Origin of the sequence: Streptomyces carpinensis (genome assembly GCF_002154505.1) — a bacterium.
Classification (GTDB): Bacteria; Actinomycetota; Actinomycetes; order Streptomycetales; family Streptomycetaceae; genus Streptomyces; species Streptomyces carpinensis.
This window is the reverse complement of sequence record NZ_MUBM01000152.1, coordinates 1-18,905: the sequence shown is the minus strand read 5'-3', so window position 1 is coordinate 18,905 and position 18,905 is coordinate 1. Positions and strand designations below refer to the sequence as shown.

The 18,905-nt window shown below is 69.6% G+C and carries 15 protein-coding genes; 12 read left to right on the top strand and 3 right to left on the bottom strand.

The genetic code is table 11. From position 1 onward, the window contains the following. The first annotated feature begins 155 nt into the window (after positions 1 to 155). Positions 156 to 1,652 carry an AAA-type ATPase lid domain-containing protein gene (locus tag BZY54_RS20595; RefSeq protein ID WP_086726657.1) on the top strand — a complete coding sequence of 499 codons (1,497 nt, stop codon included), beginning with the start codon at positions 156 to 158 and terminating at the stop codon, positions 1,650 to 1,652. Positions 1,653 to 1,690: 38 nt separating this feature from the next. Here the strand turns inward: BZY54_RS20595 and BZY54_RS20590 are convergent, their stop codons facing one another. Further along, positions 1,691 to 2,116, bottom strand: coding sequence for a pyridoxamine 5'-phosphate oxidase family protein (locus BZY54_RS20590; protein WP_086726656.1), 426 nt, complete (start codon positions 2,114 to 2,116; stop codon positions 1,691 to 1,693). Between the two features lie 293 nt (positions 2,117 to 2,409). Then, positions 2,410 to 3,186, bottom strand: coding sequence for a polysaccharide lyase family 7 protein (locus BZY54_RS20585; protein WP_107419764.1), 777 nt, complete (start codon positions 3,184 to 3,186; stop codon positions 2,410 to 2,412). Between the two features lie 408 nt (positions 3,187 to 3,594). Here BZY54_RS20585 and BZY54_RS20580 point away from each other — a divergent pair, with 408 nt between their 5' ends. The 11 genes from BZY54_RS20580 to pntB all read left to right on the top strand — a co-directional run bounded on the left by BZY54_RS20580 (position 3,595) and on the right by pntB (position 17,020). Continuing rightward, positions 3,595 to 4,515, top strand: a complete 921-nt coding sequence (locus BZY54_RS20580; RefSeq protein WP_086726655.1) for an alpha/beta hydrolase — start codon at positions 3,595 to 3,597, stop codon at positions 4,513 to 4,515. A 92-nt stretch (positions 4,516 to 4,607) separates the two neighbouring features. Further along, on the top strand, positions 4,608 to 5,411 hold the full coding sequence (locus BZY54_RS20575) for an IclR family transcriptional regulator (protein ID WP_086726654.1): 804 nt from the start codon (positions 4,608 to 4,610) through the stop codon (positions 5,409 to 5,411). A gap of 184 nt (positions 5,412 to 5,595) precedes the next feature. After that, entirely contained in the window at positions 5,596 to 6,246 is a 651-nt protein-coding gene (locus tag BZY54_RS20570) for an ABC transporter permease (protein WP_158103890.1), read from the top strand. Beyond that, a complete protein-coding gene (locus tag BZY54_RS20565) occupies positions 6,236 to 7,240 on the top strand; it encodes an ABC transporter ATP-binding protein (RefSeq protein WP_086726652.1) in 1,005 nt (334 codons plus the stop codon). Before BZY54_RS20570 ends, BZY54_RS20565 begins: the two co-directional genes overlap by 11 nt. Next, the gene (locus BZY54_RS20560) at positions 7,237 to 7,995 is read left to right on the top strand and encodes an ABC transporter permease (RefSeq protein WP_086726651.1); all 759 of its coding nucleotides are present in this window, start codon (positions 7,237 to 7,239) and stop codon (positions 7,993 to 7,995) included. The genes BZY54_RS20565 and BZY54_RS20560 overlap by 4 nt, the downstream gene beginning before the upstream one ends. 54 nt (positions 7,996 to 8,049) lie before the next feature. Further along, positions 8,050 to 9,000 carry a glycine betaine ABC transporter substrate-binding protein gene (locus BZY54_RS20555; protein WP_086726650.1) on the top strand — a complete coding sequence of 317 codons (951 nt, stop codon included), beginning with the start codon at positions 8,050 to 8,052 and terminating at the stop codon, positions 8,998 to 9,000. Between the two features lie 23 nt (positions 9,001 to 9,023). Continuing rightward, the gene (locus BZY54_RS20550; protein WP_158103889.1) at positions 9,024 to 9,845 is read left to right on the top strand and encodes a carbon-nitrogen hydrolase family protein; all 822 of its coding nucleotides are present in this window, start codon (positions 9,024 to 9,026) and stop codon (positions 9,843 to 9,845) included. Next, positions 9,838 to 10,671 (top strand): DUF6282 family protein, encoded by an 834-nt coding sequence (locus tag BZY54_RS20545; protein ID WP_086726648.1) that lies wholly within the window; start codon positions 9,838 to 9,840, stop codon positions 10,669 to 10,671. Before BZY54_RS20550 ends, BZY54_RS20545 begins: the two co-directional genes overlap by 8 nt. Positions 10,672 to 10,807: 136 nt before the next feature. Further along, positions 10,808 to 13,657: an FAD-binding and (Fe-S)-binding domain-containing protein gene (locus tag BZY54_RS20540; RefSeq protein ID WP_086726647.1), complete on the top strand. Its 2,850-nt coding sequence runs from the start codon at positions 10,808 to 10,810 to the stop codon at positions 13,655 to 13,657. A gap of 333 nt (positions 13,658 to 13,990) precedes the next feature. After that, entirely contained in the window at positions 13,991 to 15,547 is a 1,557-nt protein-coding gene (locus BZY54_RS20535; RefSeq protein WP_086726646.1) for a Re/Si-specific NAD(P)(+) transhydrogenase subunit alpha, read from the top strand. Positions 15,548 to 15,553: 6 nt separating this feature from the next. Then, positions 15,554 to 17,020 carry a Re/Si-specific NAD(P)(+) transhydrogenase subunit beta gene (pntB, locus tag BZY54_RS20530; RefSeq protein WP_086726645.1) on the top strand — a complete coding sequence of 489 codons (1,467 nt, stop codon included), beginning with the start codon at positions 15,554 to 15,556 and terminating at the stop codon, positions 17,018 to 17,020. A gap of 284 nt (positions 17,021 to 17,304) precedes the next feature. Here pntB and BZY54_RS20525 read toward each other — a convergent pair. Beyond that, positions 17,305 to 18,905 (bottom strand): zinc ribbon domain-containing protein (locus tag BZY54_RS20525; protein WP_244217259.1); only part of this gene is annotated, 1,601 nt, incomplete at its 5' end.

Genomic DNA, 18,905 nt, shown 5'->3' with positions numbered 1-18,905 from the left:
TATCGCCGGCAGCTTGTGGAGCACCGTAGAAAGCGGGGGAGGGCGGCGGCAGCCGTCGGGTGTCTCACTTTGAGACATCCGGGCGGGCGAGGGGCGTACCGGCGGGCAGTAGCGTGGCAGGGGTCGACGCAACGACGCGTCCTGCGGAGGTCGAAGTGGACAACGCGCACACGGACGTCTCTCCCGCGGCCTGCGGCGAGGTCACCGCGCTCCCCCCGCGCCTGCGGGCGTCGTGGCAGCGCAGCGAGACGTACGGACTGACGCCGGAGGAGATGCGACCCGTCTTCACCGGCTCCGTGGACACCGGATCGCTGCTGTACGAGTGCGGTCACGAGGTGCTGCAGGGGCTGCGCCGAACCCTGGCGAACGAGCCGGTCAGCCTGATGATCACCGACCACGAGGGCCTGGTGCTGTGCCGCCTCAGCGACGACGCCTCGATCGACCGCTCTCTGGACCGGGTGCATCTGGCGCCCGGCTTCTACTTCGCGGAGTCCAACGCCGGCACCAACGGGCTCGGCCTCGCCCTCGCCGACCGCGCCCCCTCGCTGGTGCGGGCCGAAGAACACTTCTGCACCGGGCTGCGCGGCTACACCTGTGCCGCGGCACCGGTCCTCGACCCGGTCAGCGGGCGGGTCGCCGGCACCGTCAACCTGACGACCTGGTCGGACTCCTCCTCGCAGCTCCTGCTGGCGCTGGCCCAGGCGACCGCCGGGAGCACCACGGCGCTGATGCTGGCGCGCGGCTCCGGCCGCCGCGTCCGTCCCCTGCCGCGCGGTGAGGTGTTCCGGGTGTACGCCGACGGCGCCGAGCACTACGACGACGCCGAGCGCCCCCTGTCCGCCGCGTGGACGCAACGCCTGGCGACGGCCCGCGCGGCGCTCGCCGAGGGGCGTGTGGTGGCGGTCGTCGGCGAACCCGGCGCGGGCAAGACGGCGCTGATCTCGGCGGCACGCCGGCTGACCGCGCCGCGGGAGCGGGTGCTGGCTGCGCGGCCGCCCGCACCGGACGACATGCGGGCGTGGCTGACGCTGTGGACACCGGAACTGGCGAAGGACGACACATGCGTCATCGTCTCCGGCGTGGACGCGCTGCCCGCGTGGGCCGCCGCCGAGTTGGCCGGGCTGTTCGCCCGGGCCCGCCGCACGGGCGAGGACGGACGGCCCCTCCTGCAGCCGTTCGCGCTGACCGCGTCCGACTACTCGGCCATCCCGCCCGAGCCGGCCTCACTCGTGGACACGGTGATCGAGGTGCCGCCGCTGCGGGGCCGCCCGGACGACGTGATGCCACTCGCCCGTCACTTCGCACGCCGGCACCGGGGCCACGAGGTGACGTTCACACCTGCCGCCGTACGGGCCCTGACGGCGTACGAATGGCCGGAGAACGTACGTCAGTTGAGGCATGTGGTGCGCGGTGCGGCGTCCAGGGCGGACGTGATCGACGCGCGGCATCTTCCGGCGGAGGTGTTCACCGGCGCCCGGTGCCGGCTGAGCCGCCTCCAGGAGCTGGAGCGCGCCGAGATCGTGCGTTGCCTGACGGAGCCGGGCATGACGATGGCGCAGGTGGCGGACCAACTGGGCATGAGCCGCGCCACGCTCTACCGCAGAACGGCCCGCTACGGCATCGACATCCCGGGCCGCGCCCACCGCTCCTGATCCCCTGAACAGACCTCCGTACACCGGCCGTTGGGGATTCATACCGACCCCAGGTCGGACGACACCCAGTGTTCGGGGCGCATGCGGACGACGACCTGCTCGCCGTGGTTCTTCCAGGCGAAGTCCACGTAGGCGTCGACCTTCTCGGCCGGGAGGTAGCGGGACGAGATCTCCCGCAGCTGATCGACGGTCGCGGGTGCCGTGTCGATGACGGGCCCCTCGACGGACACGTACCGGATCGTGGGTTCGAGCCGGTCGACCATCAGTGAGAACCGGCCTGCGCCCTTGATCAGCTGGTGCTTGCGGGAGTCCAGCCCAGTCATGATCCAGACGGTGCCGCCCCGCGCGTACTGGTACCAGATGGGCACGGTCAGTGGGCCTCGGCCCGCCCCTGCGTCGACCGCCAACGCGGCGACATGCGGCTCGGCAAGGAACTGCTCGCGCTCTTCGCGGCTCAGGGGCATGTCGGTTCCTCCAGGGTTGCGGAGCGGACGTCTTTGTCATCCGTGCCCCGTCCCGGCGCCTTCCGCACCGGACCGCAGGCCGCGAACGCCGGTCGGACTGTTTCCTCACCCGATCGTCCGAGAGGATAGCGCCGCCCGCAGACGGACTCCGTCCCCTCTCCCCACCTGTGACCTGCGGCCGCACACCCACGAGCGGCAGGCGCTCGCCCCGCTCCGCTGAGGTCCGCACGCCGCGACGCCCGCCGCGACGCGCCGCACACCGCGACGCGCCGCGGGCTGCTGTGCCCGACGGGTCAGCTGTGGGAGACCGTCAGGCCGTAGAAGGCGACGCGGGCTCCCTTCGTGGTGCTGTCCGAGGACGACTGGTTGTACGAGCCGGCCTTGAAGTACTGCTTGTAGGGCTTGAAGGACGAGGGGATGGCGTAGTGGGTGGTGGTGCCGTTGACGGTCAGGTCGATGGTGTCGCCGCCGGAGACGGCGATGGTGTAGCTCCAGGTCCTGCCGATCGCCACGTGGCCCACCGTGTGTGGTGTCTGGCCTCCGGAGGGGGAGTTCTCGGTGCCGAGGACGATGTCGCCGTTGGCGTGGTAGTACAGCTCCAGCAGCGGTTTGGTGGACGAGCCCCCGGTGCCGAGGTGGATCTGCCCCACGCACACGTTGGACGTCACCGACACCACGCGCAGGGTCGCGCTCATCCGGTGGGAGCCGTCGAGCGACCAGTCCGCGGCGCTGCCGTCGCGGTTCATCTCCCGTAGCTCGGAGCGGGCGTAGTTGGAGTTGGGCGTCGTGACGCCCTTCTCCGGCGCCCAGAAGGTCATCGCGCCGTCGCGTGTGTCGGTGTAGAAGTAGGCGTCCTGGTAGCCGTTGGGGCCCTGGAGGCGGGACGAGGGGATGGTGGTCGGTGATCCCGGGGAGCCGACCGGTTCCTGGAGCTGCCATATCGACAGGTCGAAGTTGCCGCCGGGCGCGACCTTCGGGTCCGCGGCGTTCGCGCTGCCGCCGCCGAAGACCGCCAGGGTGCCGACGAGGCCCGCGACGGTCGTCGTCGCCAGTAGCTTGGACCGGGTCATGTGCATGGATCCCTCCCGTGAGAGGCAGAGCAGCCGTTCCTGCGTGGCTGACGTGGGGGGCGAGGGGTGGGGACGGCGATCAGGAGTGTTTATCTACCTGAACGCTGAGCGCATGCCTGAATTTCTGATGACCCGTAAACTAAAGGTCTGAACCAGGCATGTCAAGCGGCCGGAGCGGAATCGCACCCCCGGACTTGAGGCCGCCCGAGGCCCCGCATCGGCGAGTTGCAGAAAATGCATCCCGTCATTGCGCTCATTGCATCGTGCTCCGATGGTGAACCCGTTGAGATCCGCGGCACGCTCTCGGCGACCTGCGGCCTTCCGGCAGAGCACACGCGAGGAAGGCGCCGGTCCGGAAGCGGGCGGAGGACTCGGCACACTCAGCCGGACCAGTGCAAGGGGCACCTGATGATCCAGAAGGACACGACTTTCTACAGCGAGGGCAGCCGCCTCAAGGCCACCATCTACTACCCCGACGACCTGCCGGAGGGCGGGCAGCACCGGGCCCTCGTGATCAACTCCGGCTATCAGGGGTTCAACGAGTTCTATCCGAAGATGTTCGCCGGGCGGATGACCGAGCGCGGGTTCGTCTGCCTGGGCTTCGACTACCGGGGCATGGCGGACAGCGAAGGGGAGAAGGGCCGGGTCCTCATCGAGGAGCAGGTTCAGGACGTGCGCAACGCCGTGACGTTCATGCGCTCGCAGGACGACATCGATTCCCGCCGTGTCGGCCTCGTCGGCTGGGGCATGGGGGCCGCGAACGTCGTCCTCGCCGCCGAGAAGGGCGGAGGCGTCGCGGGCGTGGCTGCCCTGAACGGCTTCTACGACGGGGAGCGCTGGCTGAAGTCCATCCACACCTACGACGAGTTCCTGAAGATCGTCGACGAGGTGGAGGAGGATCGAGTGCGTCGAGTCCTCCAGGGCGAGTCCGAGCTCGCGGACACCTTCGCCCACTATCCGCTGGACCCCGCGACCGATGACTACGTCCAGAAGGAACTGGCGCAGGTCTACGGCTTCGGGCACCCGACCCGGCTGCAGTTCACGGAGTCCATCATGGACCTGAAGGTGGAGAGTGTGGTGGCGAACCTCTCGCCCACGCCCCTGTTCATCGCGCACGGCGAGCGGAACACGCTGCACCCCTACGGCGAGGCTCTCTCCCTGTACGCGTCCGCCGCTTCGCCCAAGACCCTCTACACGGTCGACGGACGGCACAACGACTTCATGTACGGCGACCACCCGGAGTTCCTGCTGCTGTGCGACCGCCTGAAGGAGTTCTTCGACGGGGCCTTCAGCGCCTCCGCCGCTCCGGCCCGCAGCATCTCGGCCTGACCGCGACCGCGGTCGGAGGCGCTCCACCGTCGGCGATGCAGAAAATGCAATCCACCGTTGCGTGTTTCACAACCGGTATCTAAGGTTCCGGAATGGCTCTCGAGCAGAAGCATGGTCCCGCGGCACAGAGCGGCGCTTCGCGGGTGATGGCGATACTGGACGCACTGACGTCGGCGGATCCGGCCGTGTTCCCTGACGGTCTGAACGTGGCGGACGTCGCCAGGGCGCTGGGACGCGAGAAGTCCGTGGTGTCCCGGCAGTTGCGCAGCCTGCTCGAGGCAGGACTGATCACCCGGCGTCCTTCGGGCCGGTACGAGCTGAGCTGGCGGCTCTTCGCGCTGGCGGTGCGCGCGGGAGACCAGCGGCTGACCAAACTCGCGGCCCCCTTGTTGCTCAGGCTGTCCGAGACGGTCCGGGAGCGCAGCTACCTGACGGTTCTCAGCGACGGCGAGGTGCTCACCGTCCACTCGGAGAGCTCCCGGCGCTCGATCGAGGCCGTGAACTGGGTGGGCCGGACGGTGCCGGTGAACAGAAGCTCCAGCGGCATGGCCCTGCTGCTGGACCACGAGGACGAGCACATCCTCGCCATGGTCCAGCGCGGGGACGACGGGATCTCGGCCCGCCAGGCCCACGAGTTCCTCGCCCGGGTCCAGGAGGCTCGCAAATGCGGCTATACCGTGGCGAATCGGATATTCGATCCGGAACTGCTGGGCATCGGGGTGCCGGTTCGGGACTTCACCGGCCGGATCAACGCCGCGGTGAACATCTCCGGTCCGGCGTTCAGGATCGAGCCGCACATCCAGGCATTCGCCGGGCACCTGCTCTCGACGGTGCAGGCCCTGCATGCCTCCCTCTGCTCCGACGTGCGGTCGTGCGCTGACCGGAGCGATCCCTGAACGGTCGTCGGCACCTGCCGACACCCGTCCATCAGAGGACGACTGCCGATACCCATCGATCAGAGCCCAGGACGACAACCATGCGACATCTTGCTCAACCTTTCGCGGAGGCCGGCGCGACCTGCCCGCGGCGGCCGGTTCTCGACGCGGTTGCAAGCCGCGGCAGTGGAGGGCCGGCCGGCCGATGAAACTCATCGCCTACATGACGGACAACGCCGACCTGCTGGTCTTCTTGACGGAGCAGCACATCGAACTGGTCCTGGTCAGCGTCGGGATCTCCGCGGTCATCGGGATCGGACTCGCCCTCCTCACCCAGTCCACCCCACGCCTGCGCCACGGGCTGCTGTCACTGACGGGAACCCTGCTGACCATCCCCTCCTTCGCCTTGTTCGCCCTCATGATCCCTCTCATGGGACTCGGCGTCGCCCCGACGATCGTGGCCCTCGCCGTCTACGGGATCTTCCCGATCCTGCGCAACACCGTCACGGGCATCGAGGGGGTCGACCCGGCCGTCGTCGAAGCCGCGCGCGGCCTCGGCATGAGCCCAGGACGCAGGATGCGCACCGTCGTCCTGCCGTTGGCCTGGCCCGTCATCCTCAACGGGATCCGGACGGCGACGATCATGCTGGTCGCCACGGCGGCCATCGGAGCCGTCGTGCACGGTCCTGGACTGGGACAGGAGATCTTCCGGGGGCTGGAGCGCATCGGGGGAGCGAACGCCATCGAGGAAGCCCTCTCAGGAGTGATCGGAGTGATATTCGTCGCTCTGGTCCTCGACCTGTTGTTCATCGCGATTGCCAAGATCACCGCTCTGCGAGGACTGAATGTCAGATAGGCCCGCCCCGAGCCAGGACGCCATGATCTTCCTGGACGGCGTCTCCAAACATTACCCAGGCCAGGCGAAGGCGGCCGTCTCCGAGCTCTCGATGGAGATCAAGCGAGGAGAGTTCGTCGTCCTGGTCGGCCCGTCCGGTTGTGGGAAGACCACCACCTTGCGGATGATCAACCGCCTCGTCGAGCCGACGCGGGGGCGGATCTTCATCGACGGCAAGGACGTCACCCACGCCGACGTGGACAGTCTGCGACGCGGTATCGGCTACGTCATCCAGCAGATCGGCCTGCTGCCCCACCTGACCATCGCCGACAACATCGCCCTCGTGCCCAAGATGCTCGGGATGAAGAGGACCGACCGCCGCCGACGGGCGGAGGAGCTGCTGGAGTTGGTCGGGCTCGACCCTGCCGTCCACGTCGGCCGGTACCCCAAGCAGCTCTCCGGCGGTCAGCAGCAGCGGGTCGGCGTGGCCCGCGCACTGGCGGCGGACCCACCGGTGATGCTGATGGACGAACCGTTCGGCGCCGTGGACCCCATCGTGCGGGAGAAGCTGCAGATGGAGTTCCTGCGGCTCCAGGCGAGCATCCGCAAGACGATCGTGATGGTCACTCATGACATCGACGAAGCACTCCGGCTGGGCGACCGCATCGCCATCTTCGGCCCCGGTTCCCGACTGGCCCAGTTCGACACGCCGTTGGCGATCCTGAGCAATCCCGCCGACGACTTCGTCCGCGACTTCATCGGCTCCGGCGCCCCGGTTCGCAGACTGTCCCTCCTCAAGGTCTCGGACGTCCTCGCCTCCTTCCCCTCGGACATGCCCAGCCTGGCGAACGCCATCGAGGTCGACGCCGGTGAGACCGTCCACAGGGCGCTCGAGCTCGTCCTGGCCTCAGGGGCCGAGGGCATCGAGGTCGGCGGGGCCGGGGGCACCAGCCGCTACCTCGATCTCCAGTCCCTGCTCACCGCCGCCGCGCAGCCGACGAAGGTCCTCTCATGAGCACCGCGGCGGTCGAGGAAGTCCCCGCACCCGGCACGCGCCGCTCCACGACATGGGTACTGCCGCTGGTCGTGCTCATCCTGCTGGGCGCGGTCTGGGCCTACGTCCACTCCCTCCGGATGGACTCCATCGAGGCGCGCAGCCTGGCTGCCGAGGTCGTGCTGACCGCGCTCTGGCAGCATGTCCAGCTCGTCGTCGCATCCACCCTCCTGACCATCGCCATCGGCGTTCCGCTGGGAGTCCTCCTGACCAGGCCCCGCACCAGGAGAGCAGGGGCGGTCGTGCTCGCGGCGGCGAACGCCAGCCAGGCGGTTCCGTCCATCGGAGTGCTGGTGGTACTGGCCATGGTCTTCGGCGTCGGCTTCTGGATGGCGGTGGTGGCACTCGTGCTGTACGCCCTCCTTCCCGTGCTGCGCAACACCATGGTCGGGATCCGTCAGGTCGACCCCGCGCTCATCGATGCCGGACGGGGCATGGGGATGAGCCCCACCGAGGTGCTCTGCACCATCGAACTGCCCTTGGCCGTACCGGTGATGCTGGCAGGCATCCGCGTAGCGCTGATCCTCAACGTCGGCGTCGCCACCCTCGCGGCGTTCACCAACGCCGGAGGCCTCGGCTCCGTCATCTCCTCCGGCATCTCCCTCGACCGGATGCCCGTGCTCATCGTCGGCAGCGCCCTCACGATGGCCCTGGCCCTGACCGTCGACTGGCTGGCCGGCCTCGCCGAGCGCGTTCTGCGTCCGCGCGGCATCTGAGACCGCGCTCGTTCCCGCAGACCAACACGTCAAGCACCGTAGGAGGTGTTTCGCATGCGCAAGATCAGGCTTGCGGCCATAAGTCTGCTCAGCGTCGCCCTCGGCAGCGGCTGCGCTCTCACCAGCAGCCCTCCGGGACAGGGCGGAGGCCCCGCCAAGGACGGCCCTCTCAAAGGGGCCACCGTGAACGTCGCTTCCAAGAACTTCACCGAGCAACTGCTGTTGTGCGAGATCACCGCCGAGCGGCTCGAATCCCAGGGAGCCAGGGTCAAGCGCACGTGCGGCATGAGCGGCACCAACGCCGTCCGTGCCGCACTGACCAGCGGCGCTGTGGACATGTACTGGGAGTACACCGGCTCCGGCTGGCTGGCCCTGCAGCAGAAGGCGGGCGTCACCGACCCGCAGGTCCTGTACCGCAAGCTCAGCGCCATGGACAAGGCCAAGAACGACGTGGTGTGGCTCCCGCCCGCGGCGGCGAACAACACCTACGCCGTCGCGGCGAAGACGGAAACGGCGAAGAAGCTCCACGTCTCCACCCTCTCCGACTACGCCAAGCTGGCCACGGCACAGCCGGGCAGCGCCGGCTTCTGCGGCGCCTCGGAGTTCTTCGGCCGGGACGACGGCTGGCCCGGGCTGCAGAAGACCTACGGTTTCAGTCTCCCCAAGTCCAAGGTGGCAGAGCTGGCCGAGGGACCGATCTACAACGCCGTCGCCAAGGGCAACCCCTGCAACTTCGGTGAGGTCTTCGCCACCGACGGCCGGATCTCCGCCCTCGGGCTGACCCTCCTGAAGGACGACAAGAGGTTCTTCCCGCCCTACAACCTCTCCCTGAACGTCCGAGGCGCCGTCCTGGAGAAGAACCCGCGGATCCGGGCGGTGATGGCTCCGGTGAGCAAGCTGCTCACCACCTCCGAGCTGCAGAAGCTCAACGCACAGATCGACGTCGACGGCAAGACTCCCGAGGAGGTGGCGGGCAAGTGGCTGAGCGCCAACAAGCTGAAGTGACAGGCGGCCGGGAGTCCCTTCGTGTGGGACTCCTGCAGACCGCGCCCGTCTTCGGCGCAGTGGAAGAGAACCTCGCCCGCATCGCCGGCCTGCGCAGCGGTCTCGGCCCGATCGACCTCGCCCTCACCCCGGAGCTCTCGGCCAACGGCTACGGATTCGCTCCGCCGGGGGAGACCGACCTGTTCACCGGCGACGACCCCCGGCTCGCCGAACTCCTCTCCCAGGGAGTCGGAGTGGGCTTCGCCGAGAGGAGCGCCTCGGGCCTGCCGTGGAACAGCTACCTGCTGTCCGATCCCCTGACCGGGATCCGGCACCTCCAGCGCAAGCTGCATCCCGTCTCGTACGCGCCGTGGAACGAGCACCTCGTCTTCCAGCCCGGCACCGAACTGTCAACCGTCGACATCCGCACGGCCAGAATCGCCACCGCCATCTGCAATGACATGTGGCATCCCGTCATCCCCTGGCTGGCCGCGCACAGCGGAGCCGAAGTCCTGGTCGTGCCCGTGGCCAGCATGGAGGGAGCCGACCCCAAGGGGATCCGCCGCACATGGGAGGTGATCCTGGAACACGCGGCCGTGCTGCTGCAGTGCTACGTCGTCTTCGTCAACCGCTGTGGCACGGACGGAGGAAGCCGGTTCTGGGGTGGCTCCCGCGTTCTCGGCCCCGACGGCGGCATCCTGGCCTCCCTCGGGGACGAACCGGGGGCCGCCGTGGCCGAGCTCGACCTGACGGCCCTGCGCCGACTGCGCGACGACGTCCCCCTGCTCACGGAATCCCGGGCCGACCTTCTCGCCGGTGCGCTCGGGACGAGCCACGTCCGGGATGGAGAGCAGACCCGTGTTTGACGTCCACGTACATGCCGCCCCCGACGTGCTGGAACGGATCGGCCACGACGACCAGATCGGGGCGAGCTACGCCGCGGCCGGCTACAGCGGCTTCGTCCTGAAGGCACACCACGAGTCCACCGTGGGCCGGGCCAGCGCCCTCAGCCGCTCCTCAGGGTTGCAGGTCGTCGGGGGAATCGCCCTCAACCGTGCCGTCGGCGGAATCAACCCGGCAGCCGTCCTCTCGGCTCTGTCCACAGGCGGTCGGGTCGTGTGGTTTCCCACAGCGGACGCTCACACCCAGGAAAGCGCCCACCTGCCGCGGCTGGGAGACCTGGACGAGCGTCTGGACCGCTCCGTGCTGTCCGTCCCCCCGGTCCTGCCCGCGGACGACGCAGCCACCAAGGACATCGACCTCGTCCTCGACCTGATCGCCGAGCACGACGCCGTGCTGTGCACAGGGCATCTCAGCGGCGGGGAGTGCAGGTGGCTGCTGGAACAGGCCCTTGACCGGGGCATCGGCAGGTTCCTGCTCACGCACCCCTCCTACACCGTTCCCGCCATGCCGGTGCAGGAGATCGCCGAGCTCGCCGAGAGGGGTGCCCACGTCGAGATCACCGCCTACCAACTCCTCCACCAGCCAGGGATGACAGCGTCCCGACTCGCCGCCGTCGCCCGGGCGGCAGGGCCACGCCTGGTCCTCGCCTCCGACGCGGGACAGCCCGACAGCCCCGAGCCCCCCAGAGCCCTGGACCAGCTGATCGACGCACTGTCCGGCCAGGGACTGGACCCTGGATGGCTTCGGGACGCCGCCGGCGACACGCCCAGGAGCCTCGTTCTCCCGTGACGGCTGTCGCCGGCAACGACTGAGCCCCGGGAAGCCGCGGCGCTCCCAGTCGGGCGCAAGCTCGCGCGGACACCACGCCGCTGCGTACGGATCCACACCAACACCAGCACATCAAGGCGCAGGAGCGGCAGGAGAGATGGCCTCAACCGCAACAGACAGCCCGAAGGCCTCCGGCAAGGCGTTCCTCGACGACCTCCGCATGCGCCTCGGCGCTCTCGTCGATGACTCGTCCCTGACCAGAGCGCTCCATTCGACCGACGCCTCGAACTACCGAGTCGTCCCTCTGGCCGTGCTCGTGCCCAAGTCGAGGGACGACGTGGTCGCAGCCGTCCGCATCGCCCGCGCTCACGGGATTGCGGTCACGGTCAGAGGAGGAGGCACCTCCTGCGCCGGAAACGCCGTCGGCCCGGGCCTTGTGATCGACTTCTCCCGCTTCATGAACCGCATCCTCTCGATCGACCCCGAGTCCTCGACGGCCGTGGTGGAACCCGGGGTCGTGCTGAGTACGCTCCAGAACGCGGCCCTGCCCTTCGGCCTGCGGTTCGGCCCCGATCCGTCCACCGCCACCCGCTGCACGATCGGCGGGATGATCGGCAACAACGCGTGCGGTCCGCACGGCCTCTCCTACGGGCGCACGGCCGACAACGTGGTCTCCCTGACCTGGCTGACCGGCCGCGGCGAAATCATCACCGCCGGCTCGGGGGCCGGCGCACTCGAAGCGGTTCCCGGTCTGGACGCCTTCGTCTCGGAGAACCTGGCCGTGCTGCGCACCGAGTTCGGACGTTTCGGACGCCAGATCTCCGGCTACTCCCTCGAGCACCTGCTCCCGGAGAACGGACGGAACCTCGCGGCTGCCCTCACCGGCACCGAAGGCAGCTGCGGAATCCTCCTCGAGGCCACGGTCCGGCTCGTCCCCCGGGCATCGGCGCCGGCCCTGGCGGTCCTCGGCTACAGCGACATGGCCGCCGCCGCGGACGATGTGCCCAACCTGCTTCCCCTCCATCCCCTCGCGCTGGAGGGCCTGGACGCACAGCTCGTCGATGTCGTCCGCCGGGCGCACGGCGGTGCCGGCGTCCCGGCGCTGCCCGCCGGCGGGGGATGGCTGATGGCCGAAGTCGGCGGCGCGACCTCGCAGGAGGCGGTCGAGGCGGCGCACAAGCTCGTCGCCGCATCCAGCTCAGCCGACGCCGTGGTCCTGCCCACAGGTCCCGAGGCGGCCAGGCTGTGGCAGATCCGCGCAGACGGCGCCGGCCTGGCCGGACGCACCGCCGACGACACGCAGGCCTGGCCCGGCTGGGAAGACTCCGCCGTCCCCCCGGCCAGGCTCGGAGACTACCTGCGGGGACTCCAGGCCCTCATGGCCGAGGAGGGCGTCTCCGGGCTGGCCTACGGCCACTTCGGCGACGGGTGCGTCCACGTCCGCATCGACTTCCCGCTCGAGGCCGGGGGCGCGCTCATGCGCAGGTTCCTCCGACGGGCCGCGGCCCTGGCCGCCGAGCACGGCGGCTCCCTCTCCGGCGAGCACGGGGACGGGCGTGCCCGCTCCGAGCTGCTGCCCACCATGTTCGGCCCCAAGGCCCTGCGCGCGATGGAGGCCTTCAAGGCCCTCCTGGATCCCGAGGACCTGATGAACCCCGGCGTCGTGGTCCGTCCGGCACCGTTGGACGCCGACCTCCGCCGTCCACAGGCCCTCCAGCTCCGCGCCACCGACGGCTTCGCCTTCGCGCACGACGGCGGAAACATCACGGAGTCCGTCCACCGGTGCGTCGGGGTGGGGAAGTGCCGGGCCGACCTTCGTGCACAGGGCGGGTTCATGTGTCCCTCGTACACCGCCACACGGAACGAGAAGGACTCCACCCGAGGCCGCGCGCGAACCCTCCAGGAGATGCTCAACGGCGGAGTCGTCACCGGTGGCTGGAGCTCCCCCGAAGTCCACGAGGCCCTCGACCTGTGCCTGAGCTGCAAGGCGTGCGCGAACGACTGCCCCACCGGCATCGACATGGCCACGTTCAAGTCCGAGGCCCTCCACCAGACCTACAAGGGGCGCTTGCGCCCGCTCAGCCACTACACACTCGGCCGGCTTCCGCAGTGGCTCAAGCTCGCCGCGCCACTCGCCCCACTCGTCAACCTCGTGAGCCGTGTTCCGGTGCTGCGCAGAGCCATGATGGCGATGATGGGCGCAGACACCCGCCGGTCGCTGCCGTCGCTGCCCCGAAGGCCGTTCCGCTGGAGCAGGCCGGCGAAGAGCGGCGGAGGCAAGACGGACGGGCACAAGGTCCTGCTCTGGGTCGACTCCTTCTCCGACGCCATGGCTCCGGACATCCCACGGGACGCCCTCGAGGTCCTCTTCTCCGCCGGGTGCGACGTCGAGATCGCCGCCCCCGGAGCCTGCTGCGGACTGACCCTCGTCTCCACGGGTCAGCTCACCGCTGCCAAAGCCAAGCTGCGCAAGACACTCGACCTCCTGCTTCCCCACGTCAGGGACGGAAGGACAGTCATCGGTCTCGAACCCAGCTGCACCGCCACCCTCCGTTCGGACCTCCTGGAACTCCTCCCCGACGATCCCCGCGCCGCCGAGCTCTCCCGCTCGGTCAAGACCGTCGCCGAGTTCCTCACCTCCATCGACTGGACACCGCCCCGGACGGCACGGAAACTCCTCGTCCAGCCTCACTGCCACCACCACTCCGTCATGGGATACGGCGCGGATCAGGCACTCCTTAAAGCCATGGGCTGCGACGTCGAGATCTCAGCGGGATGCTGCGGCCTCGCCGGGAACTTCGGCATGGAGAAGGGCCACTACGAGCTCTCCGAGGCGATCGCGCAGGGCGGCATCCTCGCCAAGGCGTCGGCCGGACCGGACCGGGAGGTCCTGGCGGACGGGTTCTCCTGCCGCACCCAGGTGCGCGACCTCGCCGGCCTGGACAGTCGCCACCTGGTGCAGATCATCGCCGAAGCCCTCCGGCGTGGATCGGCGTCATCGCCCTGAGCGCATCGAGTGACCGGCGGGCAGGCGGCGGCCCGGGGCACAGGCCCGGGCGCGCCTCGGGGAACCTGCTGCCGGCCTCGTCCGCAGGGCCACCGCCGGTCTTCTCCGCGGCGTAGGGGAAGGGGTGGACCGGGCGGGACGTGGTGGTGCCGTGGCTGTCCGACTTGGGCAGGCCGGGCGAGAGTGAAACACACCACGGTCACGCCCGTCTCTCCAGGTGGCTGTGACGGGTAGGTTCCTACGGCACGCGTCCGCGGAGAAGATGGCCGATGGGCACGCCCCATTGATCGCGGATACCCCGTCAGACCCTCCTACGAGGAGAGAACACGAGACATGTCTTCTCATGAACCCGCGCACCACCCACCGCAGCGCATCGGCGTCGTGGCCGAGTCCGTTTCCGGGGAGACGCGTGTCGCGGCCACCCCCGCGACGGTGCGTCAGCTTCTGGGCCTGGGTTACGAGGTCGTGGTGGAGCCGGAGGCCGGCGCGGCCTCCGGCTTCAGCGACCAGGCCTACCTCGATGCCGGTGCCGAGATCGGCGAGGCGTGGACCGCGGATGTCGTCCTGAAGGTGAACTCCCCCTCCGACGCGGAGATCACCCGGCTGCGGCAGGGCGCGACCGTGGTCGCCCTGCTGGCCCCGGCACAGAAGCCCGAACTGCTTCAGGCGCTCGCCGATGCCGGGATCACCGCTCTGGCGCTGGACGCGGTGCCGCGCATCTCGCGTGCGCAGTCGATGGACGTGCTGTCGTCGATGGCGAACATCGCCGGGTACCGGGCGGTCGTCGAGGCCGCGCATGTCTTCGGCCGGTTCTTCACCGGGCAGGTCACCGCGGCGGGCAAGGTGCCGCCGGCGAAGGTGCTCGTCGCGGGCGCGGGTGTCGCCGGTCTGGCGGCGATCGGCGCCGCCTCCAGCCTCGGCGCGGTCGTACGGGCCACCGACCCGCGGCCGGAGGTCGCGGACCAGGTGAAGTCGATGGGCGGTGAGTACCTTCCGGTGAACGTCGTGCAGGAGACGAGCACCGACGGGTACGCCAGGACCACCTCCGCCGACTACGACCGAGCCGCCGCCGAGCTCTACCACGAGCAGGCGCAGGATGTGGACATCGTGATCACCACCGCGCTGATCCCGGGCCGGCCGGCGCCGCGCCTGCTGACGGCGCGGGACGTCGCCGCCATGAAGCCAGGCAGCGTCATCGTCGACATGGCCGCCGCCCAGGGCGGGAACGTCGAGGGCACCGTGCCGGGGCGCGCGGTGGTCACCGACAACGGTGTCACCGTCATCGGCTACACCGACCTCGCCTCCCGGCTGCCCACCCAGGCCTCGCAGCTGTTCGGCACCAACCTGGTGAACCTGGTCAAGCTGCTCACGCCCGGCAAGGACGGGCAGCTGACGATCGACTTCGACGACGTCGTGCAGCGTGCCGTCACCGTGGTGCGGGACGGCGACGTGACCTGGCCCCCGCCCCCTGTCGCGGTCTCGGCCGCGCCCGCCGCGCAGCCCGCGGCCGAGCCCGCCACACCGGAGCCCGAGCAGCCGAGGCTGACGGCTGCGGGACGATTCGGCCTGATCGGCATCGGCATGCTCGCGATGTTCCTGCTGGTCGCCCTCGCCCCCGCCCAATTCGCCGGGAACTTCACGGTGTTCGCCCTCGCGGTGGTGATCGGCTACTACGTCATCGGCAAGGTGCACCACGCGCTGCACACACCGCTGATGTCGGTGACCAACGCGATCTCCGGAATCGTCGTGATCGGCGCCCTGCTGCAGATCGGGCACGAGAGCCGGATCGTCACCGCGCTGTCCTTCGTGGCGATCCTTCTGACGAGCGTCAACATCTTCGGAGGCTTCGCCGTCACCCGCCGCATGCTGTCCATGTTCTCGAAAGGCTGAGCCGAGATGACCTCACTCACGGCCTCCCACGCCGCCGACCTGGTCGCCGCCCTGTTGTTCATCCTCAGCCTGGCCGGCCTGTCCCAGCACCGCACCTCCCGCTCCGGCGTCGTCTACGGCATCGCCGGCATGGCCCTCGCACTGGTCGCCACCATCGTGATGGCGGCGCAGAGCATCACCGCCGGTGCGGTGGCCCTCATCGTGCTGGCCATGGCACTGGGCGCGGCGATCGGCCTGTGGCGGGCCCGCCGCGTCGAGATGACGCAGATGCCCGAACTGATCGCGGTGCTGCACAGCTTCGTCGGCCTCGCCGCGGTGCTCGTGGGCTGGAACAGCTACCTGGAGGTGGAAGCGCACGGCGCGGCGCAGAACCGGATCGGCGCCGATCTGCTGGGCATCCACCACGCCGAGGTGTTCATCGGCATCTTCATCGGTGCCGTCACCTTCACCGGCTCCATCGTCGCGTTCCTGAAGCTCTCGGCGCGCATCAAGTCCCGCCCGCTGATGCTGCCCGGCAAGAACGCGCTCAACATCGGAGCGCTCGTCGCGTTCGTCGCGCTGACCGTATGGTTCACGGTCAGCCCGAACCTGCCCCTGATGATCGCGGTCACCGTGCTGGCGCTGGCCCTCGGCTGGCACCTGGTCGCCTCGATCGGCGGCGGCGACATGCCCGTCGTCGTCTCCATGCTGAACAGCTACTCGGGCTGGGCAGCGGCCGCGGCCGGCTTCCTGCTCGACAACAACCTGCTCATCGTGACAGGCGCACTGGTCGGCTCCTCCGGTGCCTACCTGTCCTACATCATGTGCAAGGCGATGAACCGGTCCTTCCTCTCCGTCATCGCGGGCGGCTTCGGTATCGACGCACCGTCCGGCCGCGACGAGGAGCACGGCGAGTACCGCGAGGTGCGCGCCGCGGAGGCGGCCGAGACGCTCGCCGAGGCCCGCTCGGTGATCATCACTCCCGGTTACGGCATGGCCGTGGCCCAGGCCCAGCACCCTGTCGCGGAGCTGACCCGGCAGCTGCGCGAGCGGGGCGTGGAGGTCCGCTTCGGCGTGCACCCCGTCGCCGGGCGCCTGCCCGGGCACATGAACGTGCTGCTCGCCGAGGCGAAGGTGCCCTATGACATCGTCCTGGAAATGGACGAGATCAACGACGACTTCGCCGACACCTCGGTCGTGCTGGTCATCGGCGCGAACGACACCGTCAACCCCGCCGCGACCGAGGACCCGGGCAGCCCCATCGCCGGCATGCCGGTGCTGCGGGTCTGGGAAGCCGAGCACGTCATCGTCTTCAAACGCTCCATGGCCTCCGGCTACGCGGGCGTGCAGAACCCGCTCTTCTTCCGCGAGAACAGCAGCATGCTCTTCGGCGACGCCAAGCAGAGCGTCGAGGAGATCCTGCACGCGCTCGGCGCCCACGACCACCACAAGCCGACGCCGGGCACGCGCCAGGCGACGACGGCGGGCCGGTGATCCGGTTCTGAGCATCTTCGCCGTGGCCGGACCTGCTCGGTGACGGCCGCGGGAGGTCGGCCGGTTGCGGTTGCCCTGCTCATGCGGCGGCGCAACCGGCCGAAACCGCTCGCCCCTCCCTCCGGTGCACGTCGTGGCACGCACGGAACTCGCCGGACGGAAGACACCGTACGGAAGACACCGTGCGGGAGGGCAGGCCGCGCGTGGCGCCGAACGAGTGTGACCGGCGCCCCCTTCGAGGCGACGGTCACCCTCACGTCGTTCCTGCTTCGAACGGGATTCGTTCAGAGGCGGCCTCTAGTACCGACCGCCGTGGTCGTGACCTCCGTGTCCGTAGTAGCTGCGTCCGTAGCCGCCGTAACCGCCGTGGTCGCCATGACCGCCGTGGCCGTGGCCGCCGTAAGCGACTGCTTGCGCCGGGGCGGCCGGCGCGGCGACGGCCGATGCGGCGGCGCCGCCGAGGGCGAGGCCCGCAACAGCGGCCGAAGTCCATTTGGCAATACGCATGACCAGTCTCCTGTGAGGATGGAGTCGCAGGTTGTGAACCTGCCGCCTGCCTGGGATCGGTGGCGTCCGAGGAGCTGAAACCTCGACGTGAAGAATGTCCGTTTAATCCCTTTTGTATGGCCTCCGCGCTTGCTCGCTGAGGGGCTCGGTTCAAGCTTGGAGAGGGGTGGTGCCACTACCAGCGTCTCTGAATAGCTAAGCGAACCTATGCGAACCGTGGGGTCCGGCGTGGGTTCTGCCCATCTGGGCGGGGATGCATGAGCGTGGAGATGGAATCCCGCGCCGAGTGCTGCTCCGCGTGGCCGGTGTCGGCTGGTGGTGTGTGTGCTGATCGTGGTCACGTTCTGGTGCCGGTGGGCTGCGCGGGGCAGCCGGGTCCGGTCCGTTGGTGCGTGTCCCTCCGGACGCTGACCGGCACGGCCGAGGGGCCGCGTCGGGGAGGGGACCTCACGTCGCCCGGGCGTGAGGCGGTTGGTTCTTGGCCGGGTGGGGCCGGTCTTCGACCGGTCCGTCCGGTGGGTCTTGGGGGTGGCCGTGATGACGGACTTGGCTTCCATCGCGTCCACCACGGCGTGGATCACCATGGCGCCGCTCGTGCGGTCCACGACGGTCTTGGTCTGGTGAGCGAGGCCGCGTGCGGCAATACGTCGCCAAGCGCCCTGGTCTCGGTCGCCCTGCCAGCCGCATCCGGGGCAGATGGCCCATTTCCAGCCCGGCACGGTGGGCCGGTCGGGTGCCTTGCGGTGGCGCAGCGGGGTCAGACACGCGGGGCAGTGCTTTGAGGTGTTGCGCGGCGGCACAGTAACCACGGCTATACCGACTTCGGCGGCAAGGTGGCGCACGTGGTCGGTGATCTGCCCGCGCACCGTCTGCGAGAGGCGGGTGTTCTGGGTGCGGCCCATGCCACCGGCTTCCATCGACCGCAGGTCTTCCAGGTAGATGACCGTGGCCCCGGCCGCGACAGCTTGGTCCACGGTCCAGCGGGCGGCAGACCATGCCAACGCGTCATTGAGGTTCGAGCGGCGCGCCGAGACGCGCCGGATCTCCTCCGCCAGCCTCGCCGCCCTGCCGTCCAGGGAGGGGTCGGCGAGCCGGTCGTAGTGGTCGGTCTTGGCGTGCAGACGCTCCGAGATTCGACGCAGCCGGTACTGCTTGGCCAGCACACCAGCGGCCCGGAACTGCGCGCCCGCCCCGACATCGGTGATCTGTCCCTCGTCGTGCAGCCGGGCCGCACCCGCGCTGAGAAGGGTGTTCAGGCCCCAGTCCACGCCGAGCGCGACCGTGTGGCCGGTGCGCTGGATCTTGGGCACGGGGTGGGTGTGGGCGAGATCGGCGCGTACCTTCCCGCCCGCGATGCGCAGGGTGGGCAGGTGGATCA